Annotated in this window: 18 protein-coding genes; 10 read left to right on the forward strand and 8 right to left on the reverse strand. The window is 72.3% G+C overall.

Going from position 1 to position 17,420, the window contains the following annotated elements; all coding sequences use genetic code 11:
- The first annotated feature begins 172 nt into the window (after positions 1-172).
- The gene (locus ACQ1X7_RS13705; RefSeq protein WP_432478773.1) at positions 173-661 is read left to right on the forward strand and encodes a hypothetical protein; all 489 of its coding nucleotides are present in this window, start codon (positions 173-175) and stop codon (positions 659-661) included.
- A gap of 487 nt (positions 662-1,148) precedes the next feature.
- Here the strand turns inward: ACQ1X7_RS13705 and ACQ1X7_RS13710 are convergent, their stop codons facing one another.
- Positions 1,149-1,985, reverse strand: a complete 837-nt coding sequence (locus ACQ1X7_RS13710; RefSeq protein ID WP_432478774.1) for a hypothetical protein — start codon at positions 1,983-1,985, stop codon at positions 1,149-1,151.
- Positions 1,982-2,428, reverse strand: a complete 447-nt coding sequence (locus tag ACQ1X7_RS13715) for a DUF6653 family protein (protein ID WP_432478775.1) — start codon at positions 2,426-2,428, stop codon at positions 1,982-1,984. The genes ACQ1X7_RS13710 and ACQ1X7_RS13715 overlap by 4 nt, the downstream gene beginning before the upstream one ends.
- Positions 2,429-2,535: 107 nt before the next feature.
- On the opposite strand from ACQ1X7_RS13715, the gene ACQ1X7_RS13720 reads away from it, so the two are divergent.
- Positions 2,536-3,264 carry a DinB family protein gene (locus ACQ1X7_RS13720; RefSeq protein ID WP_432478776.1) on the forward strand — a complete coding sequence of 243 codons (729 nt, stop codon included), beginning with the start codon at positions 2,536-2,538 and terminating at the stop codon, positions 3,262-3,264.
- Between the two features lie 14 nt (positions 3,265-3,278).
- Here the strand turns inward: ACQ1X7_RS13720 and ACQ1X7_RS13725 are convergent, their stop codons facing one another.
- A complete protein-coding gene (locus ACQ1X7_RS13725; RefSeq protein ID WP_432478777.1) occupies positions 3,279-3,401 on the reverse strand; it encodes a hypothetical protein in 123 nt (40 codons plus the stop codon).
- Positions 3,402-3,463: 62 nt separating this feature from the next.
- Between ACQ1X7_RS13725 and ACQ1X7_RS13730 the strand changes: the two genes are divergently transcribed.
- Positions 3,464-4,330: an acyl-CoA thioesterase gene (locus ACQ1X7_RS13730; RefSeq protein ID WP_432478778.1), complete on the forward strand. Its 867-nt coding sequence runs from the start codon at positions 3,464-3,466 to the stop codon at positions 4,328-4,330.
- On the opposite strand, the gene ACQ1X7_RS13735 is transcribed toward ACQ1X7_RS13730, so the two are convergent.
- Positions 4,305-4,688: a globin gene (locus tag ACQ1X7_RS13735; protein ID WP_432478779.1), complete on the reverse strand. Its 384-nt coding sequence runs from the start codon at positions 4,686-4,688 to the stop codon at positions 4,305-4,307. The genes ACQ1X7_RS13730 and ACQ1X7_RS13735 overlap by 26 nt on opposite strands.
- Before the next feature lie 20 nt (positions 4,689-4,708).
- A complete protein-coding gene (locus tag ACQ1X7_RS13740) occupies positions 4,709-5,740 on the reverse strand; it encodes a mechanosensitive ion channel family protein (protein ID WP_432478780.1) in 1,032 nt (343 codons plus the stop codon).
- Positions 5,741-5,899: 159 nt separating this feature from the next.
- On the opposite strand from ACQ1X7_RS13740, the gene ACQ1X7_RS13745 reads away from it, so the two are divergent.
- Both ACQ1X7_RS13745 and ACQ1X7_RS13750 read left to right on the forward strand, forming a co-directional pair.
- Positions 5,900-6,253 carry a hypothetical protein gene (locus tag ACQ1X7_RS13745; protein WP_432478781.1) on the forward strand — a complete coding sequence of 118 codons (354 nt, stop codon included), beginning with the start codon at positions 5,900-5,902 and terminating at the stop codon, positions 6,251-6,253.
- A complete protein-coding gene (locus tag ACQ1X7_RS13750) occupies positions 6,240-6,617 on the forward strand; it encodes a DUF5130 family protein (protein WP_432478782.1) in 378 nt (125 codons plus the stop codon). The genes ACQ1X7_RS13745 and ACQ1X7_RS13750 overlap by 14 nt, the downstream gene beginning before the upstream one ends.
- A gap of 16 nt (positions 6,618-6,633) precedes the next feature.
- On the opposite strand, the gene pepN is transcribed toward ACQ1X7_RS13750, so the two are convergent.
- From pepN to ACQ1X7_RS13765, 3 genes are read right to left on the reverse strand one after another with little or no spacing between them, the layout of a single operon-like run.
- Positions 6,634-9,177 carry an aminopeptidase N gene (gene pepN, locus ACQ1X7_RS13755; RefSeq protein WP_432478783.1) on the reverse strand — a complete coding sequence of 848 codons (2,544 nt, stop codon included), beginning with the start codon at positions 9,175-9,177 and terminating at the stop codon, positions 6,634-6,636.
- A gap of 48 nt (positions 9,178-9,225) precedes the next feature.
- Positions 9,226-10,497, reverse strand: coding sequence for a hypothetical protein (locus tag ACQ1X7_RS13760; RefSeq protein WP_432478784.1), 1,272 nt, complete (start codon positions 10,495-10,497; stop codon positions 9,226-9,228).
- A complete protein-coding gene (locus ACQ1X7_RS13765) occupies positions 10,494-10,988 on the reverse strand; it encodes a SigE family RNA polymerase sigma factor (RefSeq protein ID WP_432478785.1) in 495 nt (164 codons plus the stop codon). The genes ACQ1X7_RS13760 and ACQ1X7_RS13765 overlap by 4 nt, the downstream gene beginning before the upstream one ends.
- Before the next feature lie 145 nt (positions 10,989-11,133).
- Between ACQ1X7_RS13765 and ACQ1X7_RS13770 the strand changes: the two genes are divergently transcribed.
- From ACQ1X7_RS13770 to ACQ1X7_RS13790, 5 genes are all read left to right on the forward strand, one after another.
- The gene (locus ACQ1X7_RS13770; RefSeq protein ID WP_432478786.1) at positions 11,134-12,762 is read left to right on the forward strand and encodes a CHAP domain-containing protein; all 1,629 of its coding nucleotides are present in this window, start codon (positions 11,134-11,136) and stop codon (positions 12,760-12,762) included.
- A 47-nt stretch (positions 12,763-12,809) separates the two neighbouring features.
- Positions 12,810-13,409, forward strand: a complete 600-nt coding sequence (locus ACQ1X7_RS13775; RefSeq protein ID WP_432478787.1) for a DsbA family protein — start codon at positions 12,810-12,812, stop codon at positions 13,407-13,409.
- Positions 13,410-13,472: 63 nt separating this feature from the next.
- Positions 13,473-14,639, forward strand: coding sequence for an N-acetylmuramoyl-L-alanine amidase (locus ACQ1X7_RS13780; protein WP_432478788.1), 1,167 nt, complete (start codon positions 13,473-13,475; stop codon positions 14,637-14,639).
- A 114-nt stretch (positions 14,640-14,753) separates the two neighbouring features.
- Positions 14,754-16,553 (forward strand): methionine--tRNA ligase, encoded by a 1,800-nt coding sequence (gene metG, locus ACQ1X7_RS13785; protein ID WP_432478789.1) that lies wholly within the window; start codon positions 14,754-14,756, stop codon positions 16,551-16,553.
- A 2-nt stretch (positions 16,554-16,555) separates the two neighbouring features.
- Positions 16,556-17,395 carry an alpha/beta hydrolase gene (locus ACQ1X7_RS13790; RefSeq protein WP_432478790.1) on the forward strand — a complete coding sequence of 280 codons (840 nt, stop codon included), beginning with the start codon at positions 16,556-16,558 and terminating at the stop codon, positions 17,393-17,395.
- The last annotated feature ends 25 nt before the right edge of the window (positions 17,396-17,420 follow it).

The raw sequence follows: 17,420 nt of genomic DNA on the forward strand, positions 1-17,420 counted from the left end.
AGTACCTCCGCGACCACACCGGCACCCGCGACGTCTCCGTCGACCGCCGGCCACCACCCCGAGATTGACCCCGCCCCGCACCCCGCCACCCGGGCGGGGCCAGTGGCATGCGAGCGGCCGCGGGCATCTGGCGACCCGGCATCGCACCCAGCGCCGCTCCTAGACTCTGCGCGTGTACCACGCGGAAGCATGGAGTGACTTCGGAGTCGCCGTTGCCGGCGCGGCGGCTGCACTGACCGGGTTGTTGTTCGTCGCCGTGTCCATCAACCTCGAACGGATCCTGCAGTATCCGCGTCTGCCAGCCCGGGCGGCCGCCACGCTGGGCACCCTGGTGGTGGTCCTCGCGATCGCTTTGTTCACCCTCGTCCCGGGACAGGGCCGCAGCGCCTTGGGAGTAGAGACCGTGGTCGCTTCTGGAGCCCTGGCAACGTTGATCCTGGTCAGCCACCTTCCGATGAAGAGGGCTCCCGGCGATCCGCTGCACTGGTTCCTGTTCCCGATCGCGATCCTCCTGGCCCCCGCCCTCCTGCTGCTGCTGGGTGGGGTCAGTCTCGTCCTCGGGACCGGCGGCGGGCTGTACTGGGTCCTGGCCGGCGTCGTCGCAGCGTTCATCGCCTGCACCTTGAATGCCTGGGTCCTCCTGATCGAGATCCAGCGCTGAGAACCGTGCGGAGGGGCAGGGTCCGCCGGTCAGAGCTGCTTCGACAGGACCAGGTTGGACCCGTGGCTGGTGTCCTCACGCCCGGTCTCGACGAATCCGAGCTTGGCGAGGACGGCGCGAGAAGCGACGTTCCAGTCCCAGACCGTGGCCTGAGCCGCTCGTGCCCGGACGATCTCGCCCAGTCCAGCACCGCCCGCGACGCCTCGGGACCGGGCAGCCGTCGTCGGCCGGGCTGCTGGCGGACGTCGCGGCCCTCGGTCTCCGAGCGCCACACGTCGGCGATGACGAAGCCATCGCCTTCCGGATGGACCACGTGGGACATCAGTCCGGCAGGTGGTCCTCCGGCGGATGACATGGCGTCGCCCACCAGGTCGTCCAGCGCGTTGAACTGCTCCCGAGTCGCGGGCGACACGGTGAGTCTGAGGACGACGGCCATGGGTGCAGTCTGGCGCCGTGGCCACCCGGGGGGAAGGGGGCCCTCGGCGGCTCAGCCGGGATCGCCGTCGGGGGGAGGAGGGGAGGTGCCACCGTCGCTGCCGCGGAGCGGCGAGCCGTCGGTGATCGACCTGAACCACTGGAACTGCGTCCCGGGAGCGTCCCCGTCGAGGTCGGGGGCGCCACGTCCGTGCGCGAGGTCGTCACTGTTGATCGTGCGCAGCTCCGCGCTCACCCGGGTTCCTGCCGAGGTGTTCGGGACGCTCGCGTGCAGGTGGGCTCCGGAGAAGCAGAGGAGGTCACCGGGCTCCAGCACCACCCTGAGCTCGGAGTCGGTGCGTGGCGGCGTGGTCGGTGACGGGACGATCGGCAGGTCTCCGAGCGGCAGCCCGGCGCGTCGGCGTTCGCGGATCGCGGCGAGGTCCCAGTCGGCGCTGGTGTTCGCGATCGGCTTCGACCAGTACTCGGGATAGAACGCGATGGTGCGCTCGTGGGTGAGGGGGCGCAGCGGGAGCCACCAGTTGGTCTGGGCGAGCAGGTTGGAGCCCCAGGTGTCCCGGTGGAAACCGATGGTCCCGACCTCGCGATCGGTGGCCGGCGGGACGATGCGCAGCCGGGGCCGGTCCCAGTAGGTGCGCGCGGGTTCCAGACCCACCTGTTCCAGGGCGACCCGGACGAGCCCGACGACGCGCGGGTTCCGTCGGAACTGGTCCTTCACCTGCTCGATGTCGGTCTCCCGTACGGGGTCCGGGATCACCTCCTGGCTCAGCTCCGCCAGCTCGACGAGGGCGGGCACGCTCGTGAACACCAGCAGGTGACCGTCGAAGACCAGAGCGCCGCGCCGCTCGTCGTCGAGGGGCCCGGACAGCACCTGGACCGACGTGGTCACCGGGACTCCGCCGCGCCCGCGGTGAGACCACGGTGGCGGTCGTGGTAGCGAGCCATCAGCTCCCAGTACGCCATCAGCAGCCCCATCTCCAGCACCGTGGCCGCGGTGGCCGCCCTCGCGCGGTGCCGGTGGGCGGCGACCAGCGCGACCAGCCCCGCCGCGGTCGCGGCGGCGTCGACTGCCAGGGCGACGTCGATCGGTCGCTCGGCGATCCACTGCTCCTCACCGAGGATCGCCCGGGTCGCCCACGCCCGCTCGTCCGCGGGCGGGCTGAACACCACCGGGTTGGCCGCCATCCACACGCCGACCAGCGCCGCGTCGCGCCAGCTGTGTCGCCACACCGGGAGGAGCAGCAGCGGCGTGCTCGCCCACCTCGTCCATGCGCTCCAGGGATTGCTGTGCCGGGCGAACACCGCCCGCGTGACCCTCCGCCAGTCGTCCATCGGCGGCTCCCTCGTGGCCCGTGTGCCGTGCTCGGGACCGAAGTCCACCATGGTGGGTCGGTCTCGCGGCCAACGTAGCCGAGCCTCGGGGCGGGGATGATGGGGCGATGACGACCTTTTCCGCGACCCGGGAGTTCGAGGGCGCGACGTTCGTCAGGTCGAGCCTCAAGGGCGCGACCGTGCGGTTCTCCGACGTCAGCGGGGTGACGATGCGCGGCGTCGACGTGGACGGACTCGACATCGACAGCCACGACCTGTTCCAGGGCAGCCTCGTCGTCAACGGGGTCGACGTGGTGCCGCTCGTCGACGCCGAGCTCAACCGGCAGTTCCCGGGTCGCGAGCTGCAGAGGGCGCAGACGCCCGACGGCCTGCGCGAGGGGTGGGTCGCCGTCCGGGCCGCGTGGCGGACAACCGTGGCGGACACACCCCGGGAACTGGTGGACGCCCAGGTGGACGACGAGTGGTCGCTGGCCCAGACCCTGCGCCACCTCGTCCTGGCGACCGACGCCTGGCTCCGCGGCGGGATCCTGCGGATCGAGCAGCCCTTCCATGAGATCGGCCAGATCTTCACCGGTGCCGAGGAGATGGGCTTCGACCTGTCGGTCTTCCGTGCGGACCAGCCGACGTACGACGAGATCCTCGCCGTGCGGGCCGAGCGACAGCAGCTGGTGACCGACTTCCTGGCCACGGTCACGGCAGAGCTGCTCGCGGAGGAACGCGAGGACCCGTGGGGCTTCGGCTGGCGTCCGAGCGTCGGCGACTGCCTCCGCGTGATCCTGGAGGAGGAGTGGGCGCACCTGCGCTACGTCCGACGGGACCTCGCCCGGATGCGCTGAGCCCTTGGGCGCGCTCAACGACCCTGCCGGTCCAGCCACTTGTGGTCGTCGCGCCACACGATGACGAGCGGCACGACGGCAGCGATCGAGACCAGGGCGCACACGGCGATCAGGAGCGCTTCGCGGACGGTGTCCACGCCTCCAGTGTGCTCCTGCCCGCGATCCGCGGGAAGAGCTGCTCTCTGGCAGAGTCGCACCCGTGCGCCACCGCTACGAGTGCCCGATGCGCTGGGCCGACCTCGACCTGCTCGGCCACGTCAACAACGTGACGTACGTCGACTACCTCCAGGAGGCCCGGGTCGACCTGCTGCGCCACCACGGACCGCAGGCGACCGCCGAGGGCGGGCTGGTCGAGGGCGTGGTGGTCGTCCGACACGAGGTGTCGTACGCCGCGCCCCTCATGTTCGGCCGGGAGACCGTGAGCATCGAGGTGTGGGTGACCGAGATCCGGGCCGCGTCGTTCACGCTGGCCTACGAGATCTTCCACGACACCGACGACGGCCGACGTGTCTATGCCCGCGCCAGCACGGTGCTGACCCCGTACGTGTTCGCCACCGAGCGGCCGCGGCGCATCTCGGCCGAGGAGCGGCAGGCGCTCGAGCGCTACCTCGAGACCGGCGAGCCGGTGCGGTCCCGGCGGGTCGACCCGGTCCGGGACGAGCTCGGACACTACCCGGTCCACGTCCGGTTCTCCGACGTGGACGTCTACGGCCACACCAACAACGTGAAGTACTTCGAGTACTTCCAGGAGTCCCGGATCCGGCTGTTCGGACGACTGTGGGAGGGGCTCGGCGACGAAGGCCGTCCGCCGCCGGTCGTGGTCGCCCGGATCGACGTCGACTACGCGGTGCCGATCCTGTTCCGGCCCGAGCCCTATGACTCCTGGTCCTGGGTCTCCGACGTCGGGTCGACCTCGATGACCGTGCAGGGCGAGATCTGCGACGGCGACACCGTGCTGTCGCGGGCCCGCGTCGTGGTGGTGTTCGTCGACCCCGCCACCGGGAAGCCGGCGAAGCCGGCCGACGACTACCGCGAGCGGCTCACTGCGGCTGTTCGAACGTGTTGACCATGAACTGGGCGGCGTGCGTGACGTAGTCCCAGAACCGCGCGTCCTGCTCCGGGGTGAGGTCCACCGAGTCCAGGCCCTCGCGGAAGTGCACCAGCCACCGCTGCGCCGCCTCCGGCGTCACCGCGAACGGCGCGTGCCGCATCCGCAGCCGCGGATGACCGCGGGTGTCGGAGTACGTCGTCGGGCCACCCCAGTACTGCACGAGGAAGAGCAGGAACCGCTCCTCGGCCGGGCCGAGGTCCTCCTCCGGGTAGAGAGCCCGCAGCACCTCGTCCTCGGCCACGCCCTCGTAGAAGCGGTGGACGATCCGGCGGAACGTCTCGAACCCGCCGACCTCCTCGTAGAACGTGGTCACCGGCTCATTGTGCCGGGCGGTCACGCGGACGGCTCCGCGGTGGTCGCGGGCGCGGGCTCGCCGTCCTGGTCCGCGGTCGAGCGGTGCCAGACCATGCGCTGCGGGAACGGGATCTCGATGCCCTCGTGGTCGAAGCGGGTCTTGATCCGCATCCGCATCTCGCGGGCCACCGCCCACTGCTCGAGCGGCGCGGTCTTGAGCGCGACCCGGACGACGACGCCGTCGATGCCGAGCTCCTGGACCCCCCACACCGAGGGCTCCTCGATGATCCGGCCCTTGAAGTCCTCGTCCTCCCACATGTCGTGCGCGACGTCCTCGAGGACCCGCCGCACCCGGGCGAGGTCCTCCTGGTAGCCGACGCTGACGTCGAGCACCGTGCGGGCCCAGTTCTGGGACATGTTGCCGACGCGGACGATCTCGCCGTTGCGGACGTACCAGACGGTGCCGTTGACGTCGCGCACCCGGGTGACCCGCAGGCTGACCGCCTCCACGGTGCCGATCGCCTCGCCGAGGTCGACCTCGTCGCCGACGCCGTACTGGTCCTCGAAGACCATGAACACGCCGGCGAGGTAGTCGCTCACCAGGCTCTGCGCGCCGAAGCCCAGCGCGATGCCGACGATGCCGGCGCTGGCGATGATCGGCCCGACGTTGACGCCGACCTCGGCCAGCACCATGGTGCCGATCACCGCGAGCAGCACGCCGGTGATGACGCTCTTGAGCAGCGAGCCCATCGCCTTGGCCCGCTGGACCCGCCGGGTCGCGGTGGCCAGCTCGGTCGGGCTGGGCGCCTTGGCGCGTCCGGCGCCCAGCGAGAGCCGGCCGACCTTCGCGGTGAGCGCGCCGGACTCGGCGCGCTTCACCAGCCGGTCGACGAGGCGGTTGAGGGCCCAGCGGAGCACGAAGAAGAGGAGGATCAGCCCCGCGACCGCGAGCGGGCTCCCGATCAGGAACTTGGCGACCCACGCCGCCTGGTCACTGCCCGTGGTGTCCCTCACGTAGTTGCACACCGCCTCGTCGGTCGCGCAGGGGTTGGTCGTCGTGAGCTGCCACATGGAGACCCAGTATTGCGATCTCGCGCGGCATCCAAAATCGGTGCACGCGGGACGGCGGACAATGTGACGGAGTCGACGTCGGGACTCCGCCGGAGACTCGTCGGGGTGCCCCACGACGGGTCCTCCGTCCGCGGTGCCGGCTTCCGATATCCTCGGCGCGTGACCCCGACGACGACCCGCCTCGCCCGCCGGACCGGTGTGGTCCTGACGGCCGCCGTGCTGTCGCTGCTGGCGGCGGCCCCCGCCCACGCCGAGGTGCCCGAGGGTTGGAGCACCCCCGACGACGTGAGCCTGCTGCAGATGCTGACGGTGATCTTCGCCCTGCCGGCGGTGCTCTTCGTCGTCATCGTCGGCCTGGTGCTCACGCCGGCGCTGGCCAAGGGCGAGAAGCTGCTGCCCACCACCTCGACACCCGACCAGTGGTTCGGCGGCCCCGACCGCCCCGCCGGTGAGCTCGAGAGCACACCACCGCGCGAGCTCGGACCCACGGGTGGTGCCAGTGGCAGCTGGTGAGCTCCGCGACTCCGACCGTCACGAGATCGACAAGGCGATCCGGGCGGCCGAGCAGGCCAGCCGCTACGAGTTCTCGGTGTTCGTCGGGCGCGCCGAGGGCACGCCCCGCGGCTTCGCCGAGCGGCTCCACAGCGCCTCCGTGGCGCCCGACCGCAGCGTGCTGGTGATGGTCGACCCGCGGGCGCGGGCGATCGAGGTGGTCACCGGAGCCGACGTACGCCGGGTGCTCGACGACCAGTCGGTCGAGCTCGCCGTCCTCCAGATGCGCTCGGCGTTCGCCGAGGGCGACCTGGTCGGCGGGCTGGTCCGTGGCGTCGCCCAGCTCGCCGAGCACGCCCGGGCGCCCCAGACTCGTCACGTGTGAGCGCTGGGTCGTCGCCTCAGGCGCGGGCGTCGCGCTCCTGCGCCGCGAGAGCTCGCGCGGCGTCCGCGCGCCCCTCGGCGACGTAGCGCCGGGCCCCGGCCTTGGCCGGGGTGGTCGCGAGCCACGCGTCCACCCGCTCGAGCAGCTCGGGAGAGGCCAGCGGCCTCGGGAAGATGTGCTCCAGGACCACCGACGCCTTGTGGGTGCCGAGGGTGTCCCAGATCGTCTCCGCCGCCTCGAGGTAGGCCTCGAGGTACGGCGCCAGCACGTCGGCCTGGCCGTGGCGCATGAACGCGAGCACGATCGAGCGAGAGGTCTCGTTCGGGGTCTGCTGCTGCATGACCGTGTCCCACGCCTCGGCCTTGGCCTCGGCCGTGGGGCGTGAGGCGCGCACGGCCGCGGCGCGCTCCTGTCCGACGATCGTCCCGTCCCGCTCCTGCTCGGCGAGGATCTCGGCGTCGTCGACGCGGTCGTTGCGCGCCAGGCCGGTGAGCAGCGTCCAGCGCAGGTCCTGGTCGACCTGGAGCCCCTCCGGCGTCCACGAGCCGTCGAGCAGCGCACGCAGGTCGCCGACCGCGCCGTCACTCCGCGCCGCCAGCGCGTAGTGGCGGACGAACGTCAGCTGGTGGTCGGTGCCCGCCGCGGCCTGCTCGACGAGCGTCCGCAGGCCCTGCTCCCACTCGTCGAGCAGCTGCTCGCGGTGCGCCGGCGCCGAGTAGGCGTGCGCCGCGAGGACGGCGAACCTGGGCAGCGTCGAGAGGCCGGACGGATCGGTCTCGGCGGCGATGTTGCGCAGCACCAGGTGGACGAAGTCGGTGGCGCGCATCTGCGCGTCGCGGGTCATGTCCCACGCGGCGCCCCAGACGACGGCGCGGGCGAGCGAGTCGTCGAGCCGTCCGAGCTCCTCCACCGCCGTGGTGAGGGAGCGCTCGTCGAGCCGGATCTTGGCGTAGGCGAGGTCCTCGTCGTTGAGCAGCAGCAGGTCGGGCTGCCGGTGGCCGACGAGCTCGTCGAGGGTGGTCAGCTCGCCCTGGACGTCGACCTCGATCCGGTCGCGGCGTACCAGCGACCCGTCGACGTCGTCGTAGAGACCGATCGCGATCCGGTGGCGTCGCAGCGTCGGCCAGTCGGGGTGGGCGGTCTGCCGGACGGCGAACGTCGCGTAGCGGCCCTCGTCGTCGAGCTCGAACTCCGGCGCGAGCGTGTTCACCCCGGCGGTCTGCAGCCACTCGGCCGCCCAGCCGTCGAGCTCGCGGCCCGAGGAGGCCTCGAGCGCCGAGAGCAGGTCGGCGAAGGTGCTGTTGCCGTAGGCGTGGTCGCGGAAGTACTGGTGCAGGCCGGTGAGGAACGGGTCGAGCCCCACCCAGGCGACCAGCTGCTTGAGGACCGCGGCGCCCTTGGCGTAGGTGATCATGTCGAAGTTGACCTCCACGGCGTGGAGGTCGACGTTGTCGGCCGCGATCGGGTGCGTGCTCGGCAGCTGGTCCTGCCGGTAGCCGGTCTGCTTGCGGGAGTTGGTGAACCCGGTCCACGACTCGGTGAACTCCGTGGCCTGCACAGCCGCGTGGTAGCAGGCCCACTCGGCGAACGACTCGTTGAGCCACAGGTCGTCCCACCACTTCATGGTCACCAGGTCGCCGAACCACATGTGGGCCATCTCGTGGAGGATCACCGCGGCGCGGAACTCGTAGAACGAGCGGTCCTGGCGGCTGCGCGGGAGGTACTCGTCGCGGAGGGTGACGCACCCGGCGTTCTCCATCGCGCCCATGTTGTACTCCGGCACGTAGAGCTGGTCGTACTTCTCGAACGGGTACGGGTGGTCGAAGGCCTCCTCGAAGAACTCGAAGCCCTGCCGGGTCAGCAGCAGCACCTCGTCGAGGTCGAGGTGCTCGACCAGCGACTGCCGGCAGTAGTGGCCGAGCGGGATGGTGCCGTGCTTGCCCTCGTAGCCGGCGAGCTCCTCGTGGTACTCGCCGGCGACGACCGCGGTGACGTAGGTCGACATCGGCCGGGTCTCGGGGAAGTGCCACACGGCCGAGCCGTCGCCCGCCGGCTTGGGCTCCGGGGTCGGTGCGTTGGAGACGACCTTCCAGTGGTCGGGGGCGGAGACGGTGAAGGTGAACCGGGCCTTGAGATCGGGCTGCTCGAAGGTGGTGTAGACCCGACGGGCGTCGGGCACCTCGAACTGGCTGTAGCAGTAGACGCGACCGTCCACGGGGTCGACGAAGCGGTGCAGGCCCTCGCCGGTGTGGCTGTAGGTGCAGTCCGCGACCACGACCAGCTCGTTGTCTGCGGCCAGGTCGGGGAGCGCGATCCGGCTGTCGGCGTACGCCGTCGCCGGGTCGAGCGCGTGCCCGTTGAGGGTGATCGACTGCACGGTCGCGTCGACCAGCTCCGCGAAGGTCTCGCTCCCGGGCTCCCTGCAGGTGAACCGCAGCGTCGTCGTCGAGCGGAACGTGTCCGGCCCGGTCGTGAGGTCCAGGTCGACGGCGTAGGTGTGCACCGCGAGCAGGTCGGCGCGGGTCGTGGCCTCGTCGCGGGTGAGGTTGGTGCCGGGCATGGCGGCGATCCTCTCACCGGCGCCGCCGGCGACCGGAATCGGGACAGGTCAGGGGGCGGCCAGCGAGACCCGCGAGCTGTCGAGCATCTCCGGCCCGCGCCACAGCTCGCCGGTCGCCACGTCCCACGCGACGGTGCGCAGGGGATTGCCGCCCGGCCCGGGCATCGCCAGCACCACGACGGTCTCGTCGACCCAGCCGACGACGCGGCCACCGCCGCCGTTCTGGTCGACCCCGCGGACGGGCAGCATCGACATGACCTCTCCCTGCGGGTCCAGCGCCACGAACCCGCTGCGGTCCCAGGCCCGGTCCGGCCACCTGGCCGTGAGCTCGCGCCGGGCGACCACCAGGTCGCCGTTCGCGCTGAGGCCGTCGAGCACACCGAGCAGGTCGGTGGAGATGTCCAGCGACGTCGCGCTCCCGGGGGAGTGGTGCTCCCACTCGTGGCCGGCGCGGACCGACCAGTGGTCGGCCAGCACGCTGCCGTCGCCCAGGAGCGCGGCGTGCTCGGGGTCGAACGGCACCCGGGACACCTGGCCGTCCGCGAGGTCCACCCGCCACCCGTCGGGGTAGGCGAACGTGGCGTCGTTGCCCGACGTCCAGTAGCCCCGCGACATCAGCACCGCCTCGCCGCCCGGCTCCCAGAAGACGTACCGGCCTCCCCACACCGGGCCGAGGCCCGCGACCGGGAAGGTCGTGGTCCGGGCGGTGGTGAGGTCGACGACCGCGACGCCGTCGGCCACCCCGAGGGCCAGCCGGGTGCCGTCGGGGGAGAGCGACCCCCGGTGCAGCCCGAGCACGCCACCGTCGCGATCGTCGAGGTCGAGGCCCGAGACGTCGAGCGAGCGCCAGCGGCCGTCGTCGCCGATCACCACGACGTTCGCGGCGCCGCCGAGGTCGTACTGCAGGGCGGTCGTGGCGCGGGCCACCGGGTCGTCGGCGAGCGGCACCGGCCGCTCCGGCGAGAGCCAGTAGCCGAGGTCGCGCGGGTACGCCGGGAGGTCCGCCCAGTCGATCGGGTCGGTGGCCGGCAGCAGCTGGGCCCGGTTCACCACGCCCACGGAAGCCGTGTCGTCGAGGCTGGGCGTGGACGTCGGCGTACGCGTCGGCGGGGCCGGCGTCGGGTCGGGCGTCTCGGGGGTGCCGGCGAGTCCGGCCGCGACCGCCACGACGGCGGCGACCGACGCGGCGGCCGTGCCGACGGCCACCAGGGCGGTGCGGCGACGCCGGACCCGCGCGCGCTCCCAGACCTGCTCCGGCTGGAGCGCCGACGCGACGTCCTCGGTCGCCTCACGCAGGGCGCGGGCGAGCTGCTCGGTCATGGTCGGGTCTCCTCTCCGACGAGGTCGCGCAGCTCGCCGTGCGAGCGCAGGCGGGTGAGCGCGGCGTGGGCCTGGCTCTTGACGGTGCCGACGGACACTCCGAGCAGATCAGCGGTCTGGCGCTCGGTGAGGTCGTCGAAGTAGCGCAGCACGATCACGGCGCGCTGCCCCGGCGGCAGGCCGGCCAGGACGCCGAGCAGCACGCTGCGCTGCTCGTGGTCGGGCCCGGGGAGCGGCCGGTCCTGGTCGACGGCCGTCGGTGTCTCCCGGCGCCTGCGCCACCAGCTGGCGTGGTCGCGGTAGAGGATCCGCCGCGCGTACGCCGTGGGTTGCTGGTCGCGCAGCCGGTCCCAGCGTGCGGCGACCTTGATCGCCGCCTCCTGCACCAGGTCCTCGGCCGCCGCGAGGTCACCGGTCAGCAGCAGGGCGGACCGGAGGAGCGCCGAGCGCTGCCCGATCAGCCAGTCGGAGAAGTCCTCCGGAACCGCCATGCCACCCCCTCGGGCTCGTCATCCTGCCCCTCCAACGCCGTGGGGGCGGGAAAAGGTTGGGAGACACGCGAGGGACGCCTGAGTCGGATGAGAATCTTGTGGTTTTTGTGGCGCGCCGCCTTGACATCAGGTTGAATGCCGTCCCGTGACCTCGCCCCCCACGTCTCGACGCGCGCGCCTGCTCGCAGGTGTGCCGCTGGGCGTGCTGCTGGCGGTGGTGGTGTCGCTGCTCGGTCCGCTGCCCACGTCGCAGGCCTCGATCACCTACCTGTGCACCGGCTACGACCGGTGCAAGGACGAGGGCTACGGCCACGCCGGCTACAAGCGGGCCGGCCACCGGATGTACTGGCGGATGTACTCCGGCCACAACTGCACCAACTACGCCGCCTACCGGATGGTCAAGGGGGGCATGGACAACGAGCGGCCGTGGAGCGGCAGCGGCAACGCGATGTACTGGGGCACCGAGATGCGCCGGATCACCGACGACAAGCCGATGGTCGGCGCGGTCGCCTGGTGGCGGGCCAACGTCTCCGGGGCCGGCTCGGTCGGTCACGTGGCGTACGTCGAGAAGGTCGTCTCCCGCCGACGGATCATCGTCTCCGAGGACAGCTGGGGTGGCGACTTCGGCTGGAAGGTCGTCACCCGCGGCGGCAGCGGGTGGCCGTCGGGGTTCATCCACTTCAACGACAAGGCGGTGCGCGCGACCACGGCGCCGGAGATCGTCGGCACCCCGGCCGTCGGCGACGCCGTCCGCGTGGACGTCGGCCGCTGGACCCAGGACGCCTCGGTCACCGTGCAGTGGCTGGCGGGCGGCGAGCCCATCGCCGGGGCGACCACGAAGTCGTTCACGCCGACCCTGGCCGAGCGCCGCAAGCGGCTCGCCGTCCGGGTCACCGGGAAGGCTCGCGGCTACGAGGCCGGAGTGGTCAAGACCGCGCTCAGCCCGCGCGTGGGCCGCGGCACCCTGACCACCGACGTCGCCCCGACCGTGTCCGGGACGCCGCGCGTCGACGAGGTGCTCCAGCTGCGGGGCGGGTCGATCTCCCCGTCCGCCGACAGCCGCGCCTTCCGCTGGTACGCCGACGGGGAGCGGATCGTCGGGGCCGACGGGCTCCGGCTGCGCCTCACCCAGGAACACATCCGCAGCCGGATCACCGCGGCGGTGGTCTCGCGTCGGGAGGGCTACCACCCGCTCGTCGTCGAGACCGAGCCCACGACCCCGGTCGCGGCCGGCCGGTTCGAGGTCACCAGCCCCTTCACCTTGGAGGGCCGGCCGCAACGCGCCCACCGGCTCACGGTCGTGCCCGGCACGTACACGCCCGACGACGCTGAGGTCCGCTACCGCTGGCTGCGGGACGGCGAGGCGATCCCGGGTGCCACCGGGACGACGTACGACGCCACCGTCGACGACGTCGGGCACCGGCTCTCGGTGCGGGTCGACCTGAGCCGGACCGGCTTCCGCGACCGCTCGGTCACCGTGCCGGCCGAGGGCCGGGTCACCACCGAGCCCACCCTGCGCGTCCAGACCGCCGGTCGGCCCCACCGCGCGGTGGTGCGGCTGCGGGTCGCGGCGCCGGGTGTCGACCACCCCGGTGGCGAGGCCACGGTGAGGGTGGGGCGGAAGTCGGTGACCGGAGACGTCGTCGACGGCCGGCTGCGGGCGGTCGTGCGCGGCCTGGGTCGGGGACGCCACGACGTCCGGGTCTCCTACGCCGGCACGTCGGTCGTCCTGCCCGGCAGGGCGACCACCAGCGTCCGGGTCCCGCGGCGCTGACGCGCCCGGACGGAATAGCAGCCCCGGTCGGGGAGTTCTGGCTCCACATGACCAATGCCGACTTCTGGTTCGACCCTGCCTGTCCGTTCGCCTGGATCACCTCCCGCTGGATCCTCGAGGTCGAGAAGGTCCGCGACATCTCGGTGACCTGGCACGTGATGAGCCTCAGCTACCTCAACGAGCACAAGGACATCCCCGACTCCTACCGCGCGTCCCTGGCCGACAAGTGGGGCCCGGTGCGCGTCTGCATGGCGGCCGAGCAGAGCGTCGGCAAGGAGTCGCTGCTCCCGCTCTACACCGCGCTGGGCACGCGACGGCACCACGACGGCCGCGACTTCGACAGCGCGATGATCGAGGAGGCGCTGGCCGAGGCGGGGCTCCCGACGGGACTCGCGGATGCGATGGACGACGACTCCTACGACGACGCGATCAGGAAGTCGCACCACCTCGGCATGGACCAGGTCGGTGACGACGTCGGGACCCCCACGATCGCCTTCGACGGCTACGCCTTCTTCGGCCCGGTGCTGAACAAGGCCCCGCGAGGCGAGGACGCCGGCAAGGTCTGGGACGGCTGCGTGGCCCTCGCCCAGGTGCCCCACTTCTTCGAGCTGAAGCGCAGCCGGACCCGGGACCTCGACTTCACCTGAGGACCCCCGTCCGAGCGCCCGGGGTCGACGTTCGGGACGGGTGTGACGCATGATGCTGGTGTCATGCGACGTCCCTCCGCCCCCCACGACCGCGCCCGCGACCTGCTCGCCGGCGCGGTGACCCTGCTCGTCCTCCCGGCCGCGGTCGGCGCGTCCGCCGTGGCCACGCCCGCGTCCGGCGCGCCGGCCGAGCCGCGCGCGGACCGGACGGTCCGTCTGGCCCCCGACCCGGGCGCGGCCGTCCGCGCCGCCGAGGTGGGACTGCCGACCGGCACCGGCCGGCTGGAGACCACGGCGTACTCCATGGTGGGCGCGACCTGGCGTGGCTCCGCCCCCCGGATCGCGGTCCGGACCGCACCCGGGGAGGCGTGGCAGCGCCTGCCGGAGCTGCACGACGGGCCCTCCCTCGGTGTGGGCGAGGGCGTGTCCGGCCTCCACGGCACCGACCTGGTGTGGACCGGCGAGGCCACCGACATCGACGTCCGGGTCACGGGGACCGGTCACCGCGACCTGCAGCTGGTCCTGATCGAGCCCGACGAGCTGGCCTCCGACTCCGAGGCGGCGGCGCCGGCCCTGCGGCAGCGAACGACGGGGTCCACCGGCACCCTCGAGGAGGCGGACCGGGCACCTCGCCCCGACCTGTTCACCCGGCGCGACTGGGGCGCGAACAACCGCTGGCGCAACGGCCGCCCGCACTACAACGACCGCCTCAAGCAGGTGCACGTGCACCACACCGCGACCGGCAACTCCTACAGCCGCTCGGACGTGCCGGGGCTGATCCGGGGGATGTACCGCTACCACACCCAGAGCCTCGGCTGGTTCGACATCGGCTACAACTTCCTCGTCGACCGCTTCGGTCGCACCTGGGTGGGCCGCTCCGGCGGCCCCAGCCGGCTGGTCCGCGGCGCCCACACGCTCGGCTTCAACCACCAGTCCGTCGGCGTCGCGATGATCGGGACCCTCAGCTCCCGGAAGCCGTGGCCGCGTGCGGTGACCGCGCTGGTCCGGGTGGCGGCCTGGAAGCTCGACCGGCGTGGTCGCGACGCGGTCGGGCGGGTCCGTTCGACGTCGACCGGCAGCGACAAGTACCGGGACGGCGAGAAGGTGCGGCTCCCGGTCATCGACGGCCACCGCGACACCAACGACACCGCCTGTCCCGGCCAACGGCTCTACCAACGCCTCCCGTCGATCCGCCAGCGGACCCAGCGACGGATCGACCGCTTCGACTAAGGCGCGGCAGCCGCCGCCGGAGCCGTCTCCACGCCGCGAGCCTCGGTGGTGCCGCAGTCCGCCCCCCTGAAACCGGATGCCGACGGTGCACCCGCGCCACCTAGGATCACCCGCATGACGCATGTCCTGTCCGCCGTCGCCTGGCCGTACGCCAACGGTCCGCGCCACATCGGCCACGTGGCCGGGTTCGGCGTGCCCTCCGACGTGTTCAGCCGCTACATGCGCATGGCCGGTCACGAGGTGCTGATGGTCTCGGGCACCGACGAGCACGGCACGCCGATCCTGGTCGCCGCCGACCAGCAGGGCGTGACCGCGCGCGACCTCGCCGACAAGAACAACGCGGTGATCGTGCAGGACCTGGTCGACCTCGGGCTCTCCTACGACCTGTTCACCCGGACCACGACCGGGAACCACTACCGGGTGGTGCAGGAGATGTTCCGCACCTGCCACGCCAACGGCTACATGGTCGAGCGGACCACGCAGTCGGCGATCAGCCCGTCGACCGGTCGGACGCTGCCCGATCGCTACATCGAGGGCACCTGCCCGATCTGCGGCTACCCCGAGGCCCGCGGGGACCAGTGCGACAACTGCGGGAACCAGCTCGACCCGACCGACCTGATCGACCCGCGGAGCAAGATCAACGGCGAGACGCCGCAGTTCGTCGAGACCCAGCACTACTTCCTCGACCTGCCCGCCCTCGCCGGCGCCCTGGGGGAGTGGCTCGACGAGCGTGAGGCGTCCGGCACCTGGCGGCCCAACGTCATCAAGTTCAGCCAGAACATCCTCGAGGAGATCCGGCCGCGGGCGATGACCCGCGACATCGACTGGGGCATCCCGGTCCCCGGCTGGGAGGACCAGCCGACCAAGCGGCTCTACGTCTGGTTCGACGCCGTCATCGGCTACCTGTCGGCGTCCATCGAGTGGGCCCGCCGGCTCGGGGAGCCGGACCGGTGGCGGGAGTGGTGGAACGACGGGTCCGCCGAGGCGTTCTACTTCATGGGCAAGGACAACATCGTCTTCCACTCCCAGATCTGGCCCGCCGAGCTGCTGGCGTACGGCGGCAAGGGCGACCGCGGCGGCGAGCCCGGCGAGTACGGCGAGCTCAACCTGCCGACCGAGGTGGTCTCGAGCGAGTTCATGACCATGGAGAGCAAGCAGTTCTCGACCTCGCGCGGCCACGTGATCCTGGTCGGCGACGTGCTGGCCCGCTACGGCCCCGACCCGCTGCGCTACTTCATCTGCGCAGCCGGGCCGGAGACGTCCGACGCCGACTTCACCTGGTCCGAGTTCGTGCAGCGCAACAACTCCGAGCTGGTCGCCGGATGGGGCAACCTGGTCAACCGCACCGCCACCATGCTCGCCAAGAGCTTCGGCGAGATCCCCGCCGCGGGCCCGCTCGAGCCCGTCGACGAGGCGGTGCTCGACGCGGTGCGACGCGGCTTCGACTCCGTCGGCGAGGCGCTCGGCCGGCACCGGCTCCGGGCCGGCATCTCCGAGGCGATGCGGGTCGTCGGCGAGGTGAACAGGTACCTCACCGCCACCGAGCCCTACAAGATGAAGGACGAGTCGCAGCGGGAGCGGCTGGCGACCGTGCTCCACGTCGCCGCCCAGTGCGTCAGCGACTGCAACACGCTACTGGCGCCGTTCCTCCCGCACGCTGCCAACCGGGTCCACGCGGTGCTGGGCGGCGAGGGCGAGCTGGTCCCGATGCCTCTCGTCGAGGAGGTCGACGAGCTCGACCCCGGGTACGGCGCGGGGCTGACGACGTACCCCGTCATCACCGGCGACTACTCCACGACCCCGCGCTGGGAGTCGCGGGCGGTGGTCGTCGGGACGCCGATCGGGAAGCCGACTCCGGTGTTCACCAAGCTCGACCCGTCGGTCGTCGACGAGGAGCTGGCCCGGCTGGGCTGACCATGACCCGCGAGCCGTCCGTCGTCAGCGAGCAGCTGCTCGCCGAGCTCGCGCGCGAGCGGGCCGAGGCGCGTGCCGCGGCTGAGGCCGAGCCGAAGGTCCCGGTCGCCCGGGTGGACGACGTTGACGCGGGCGGCGTGCCGGCCCGGCTCTACGTGCCCGACGACGCCCCCGGCGCGGTGCTCTACCTGCACGGTGGCGGCTTCGCGATGGGAGACCTGGTCACCCACGACGGCTTCGCCCGCCGGCTGTCCGACCGCACCGGGTGGGCCGTCCTGATGCCGGACTACCGCCGCTCGCCCGAGCACCCCTGGCCCGCGGCCGCCGACGACGCGGCGGCGGCGTCCGACTGGCTGCACGAGCGGGGCTTCCCGCGGCTCGCCGTGGTCGGCGACTCGGCCGGGTCGGCTCTCGCCATCGGCGAGGCGCTGCGCCACCCCGACCGCTGGGTCGGCCAGGTGCAGGTCTACCCGTTCGTCGACCCCTCCTGCGCCTCGTACGACGACGCGCTGGTGGACCCGGACCTGCCGATCGAGCGGTGCCGGCTGTACTGGGACCTCTACCTGCAGGGCGCCCACGGTGACGAAGCGCTGCACGTGCTGGAGCGCGAGAGCCTGGCCGGGCAGCCGCCCGCACTGGTGCAGCTGGCCGAGATCGACGTGCTGACCCCGACCGGTCGGCGCTACGCCGAGCGGCTGGCCGCCGACGGGGTGCCGGTCGAGGTCGAGGTCTATCCCGGGGTGCAGCACGGCTTCTGGCGGCACACCGACAACGACCAGTCGGATCCCGCCCTGGACGCAGTGGCGGCGTTCGTGTCCCACATCCTGAAACCGGTTACATGACCGTCGTGCCGCCGTCACGCTAGGT

This window comes from Nocardioides sp. GXQ0305 (assembly GCF_050880345.1).
Lineage (GTDB): Bacteria > Actinomycetota > Actinomycetes > Propionibacteriales > Nocardioidaceae > Nocardioides.

Excerpts from the sequence above, each read along its gene's own strand:
- ACQ1X7_RS13715 (WP_432478775.1), bottom strand. The coding sequence starts at position 2,428 with ATGGACGACTGGCGGAGGGTCACGCGGGCGGTGTTCGCCCGGCACAGC.
- ACQ1X7_RS13720 (WP_432478776.1), top strand. The coding sequence starts at position 2,536 with ATGACGACCTTTTCCGCGACCCGGGAGTTCGAGGGCGCGACGTTCGTC.
- ACQ1X7_RS13740 (WP_432478780.1), bottom strand. The coding sequence starts at position 5,740 with ATGTGGCAGCTCACGACGACCAACCCCTGCGCGACCGACGAGGCGGTG.
- pepN (WP_432478783.1), bottom strand. The coding sequence starts at position 9,177 with ATGCCCGGCACCAACCTCACCCGCGACGAGGCCACGACCCGCGCCGAC.
- ACQ1X7_RS13760 (WP_432478784.1), bottom strand. The coding sequence starts at position 10,497 with ATGACCGAGCAGCTCGCCCGCGCCCTGCGTGAGGCGACCGAGGACGTC.
- ACQ1X7_RS13765 (WP_432478785.1), bottom strand. The coding sequence starts at position 10,988 with ATGGCGGTTCCGGAGGACTTCTCCGACTGGCTGATCGGGCAGCGCTCG.
- ACQ1X7_RS13775 (WP_432478787.1), top strand. The coding sequence starts at position 12,810 with ATGACCAATGCCGACTTCTGGTTCGACCCTGCCTGTCCGTTCGCCTGG.
- ACQ1X7_RS13780 (WP_432478788.1), top strand. The coding sequence starts at position 13,473 with ATGCGACGTCCCTCCGCCCCCCACGACCGCGCCCGCGACCTGCTCGCC.
- metG (WP_432478789.1), top strand. The coding sequence starts at position 14,754 with ATGACGCATGTCCTGTCCGCCGTCGCCTGGCCGTACGCCAACGGTCCG.
- ACQ1X7_RS13790 (WP_432478790.1), top strand. The coding sequence starts at position 16,556 with ATGACCCGCGAGCCGTCCGTCGTCAGCGAGCAGCTGCTCGCCGAGCTC.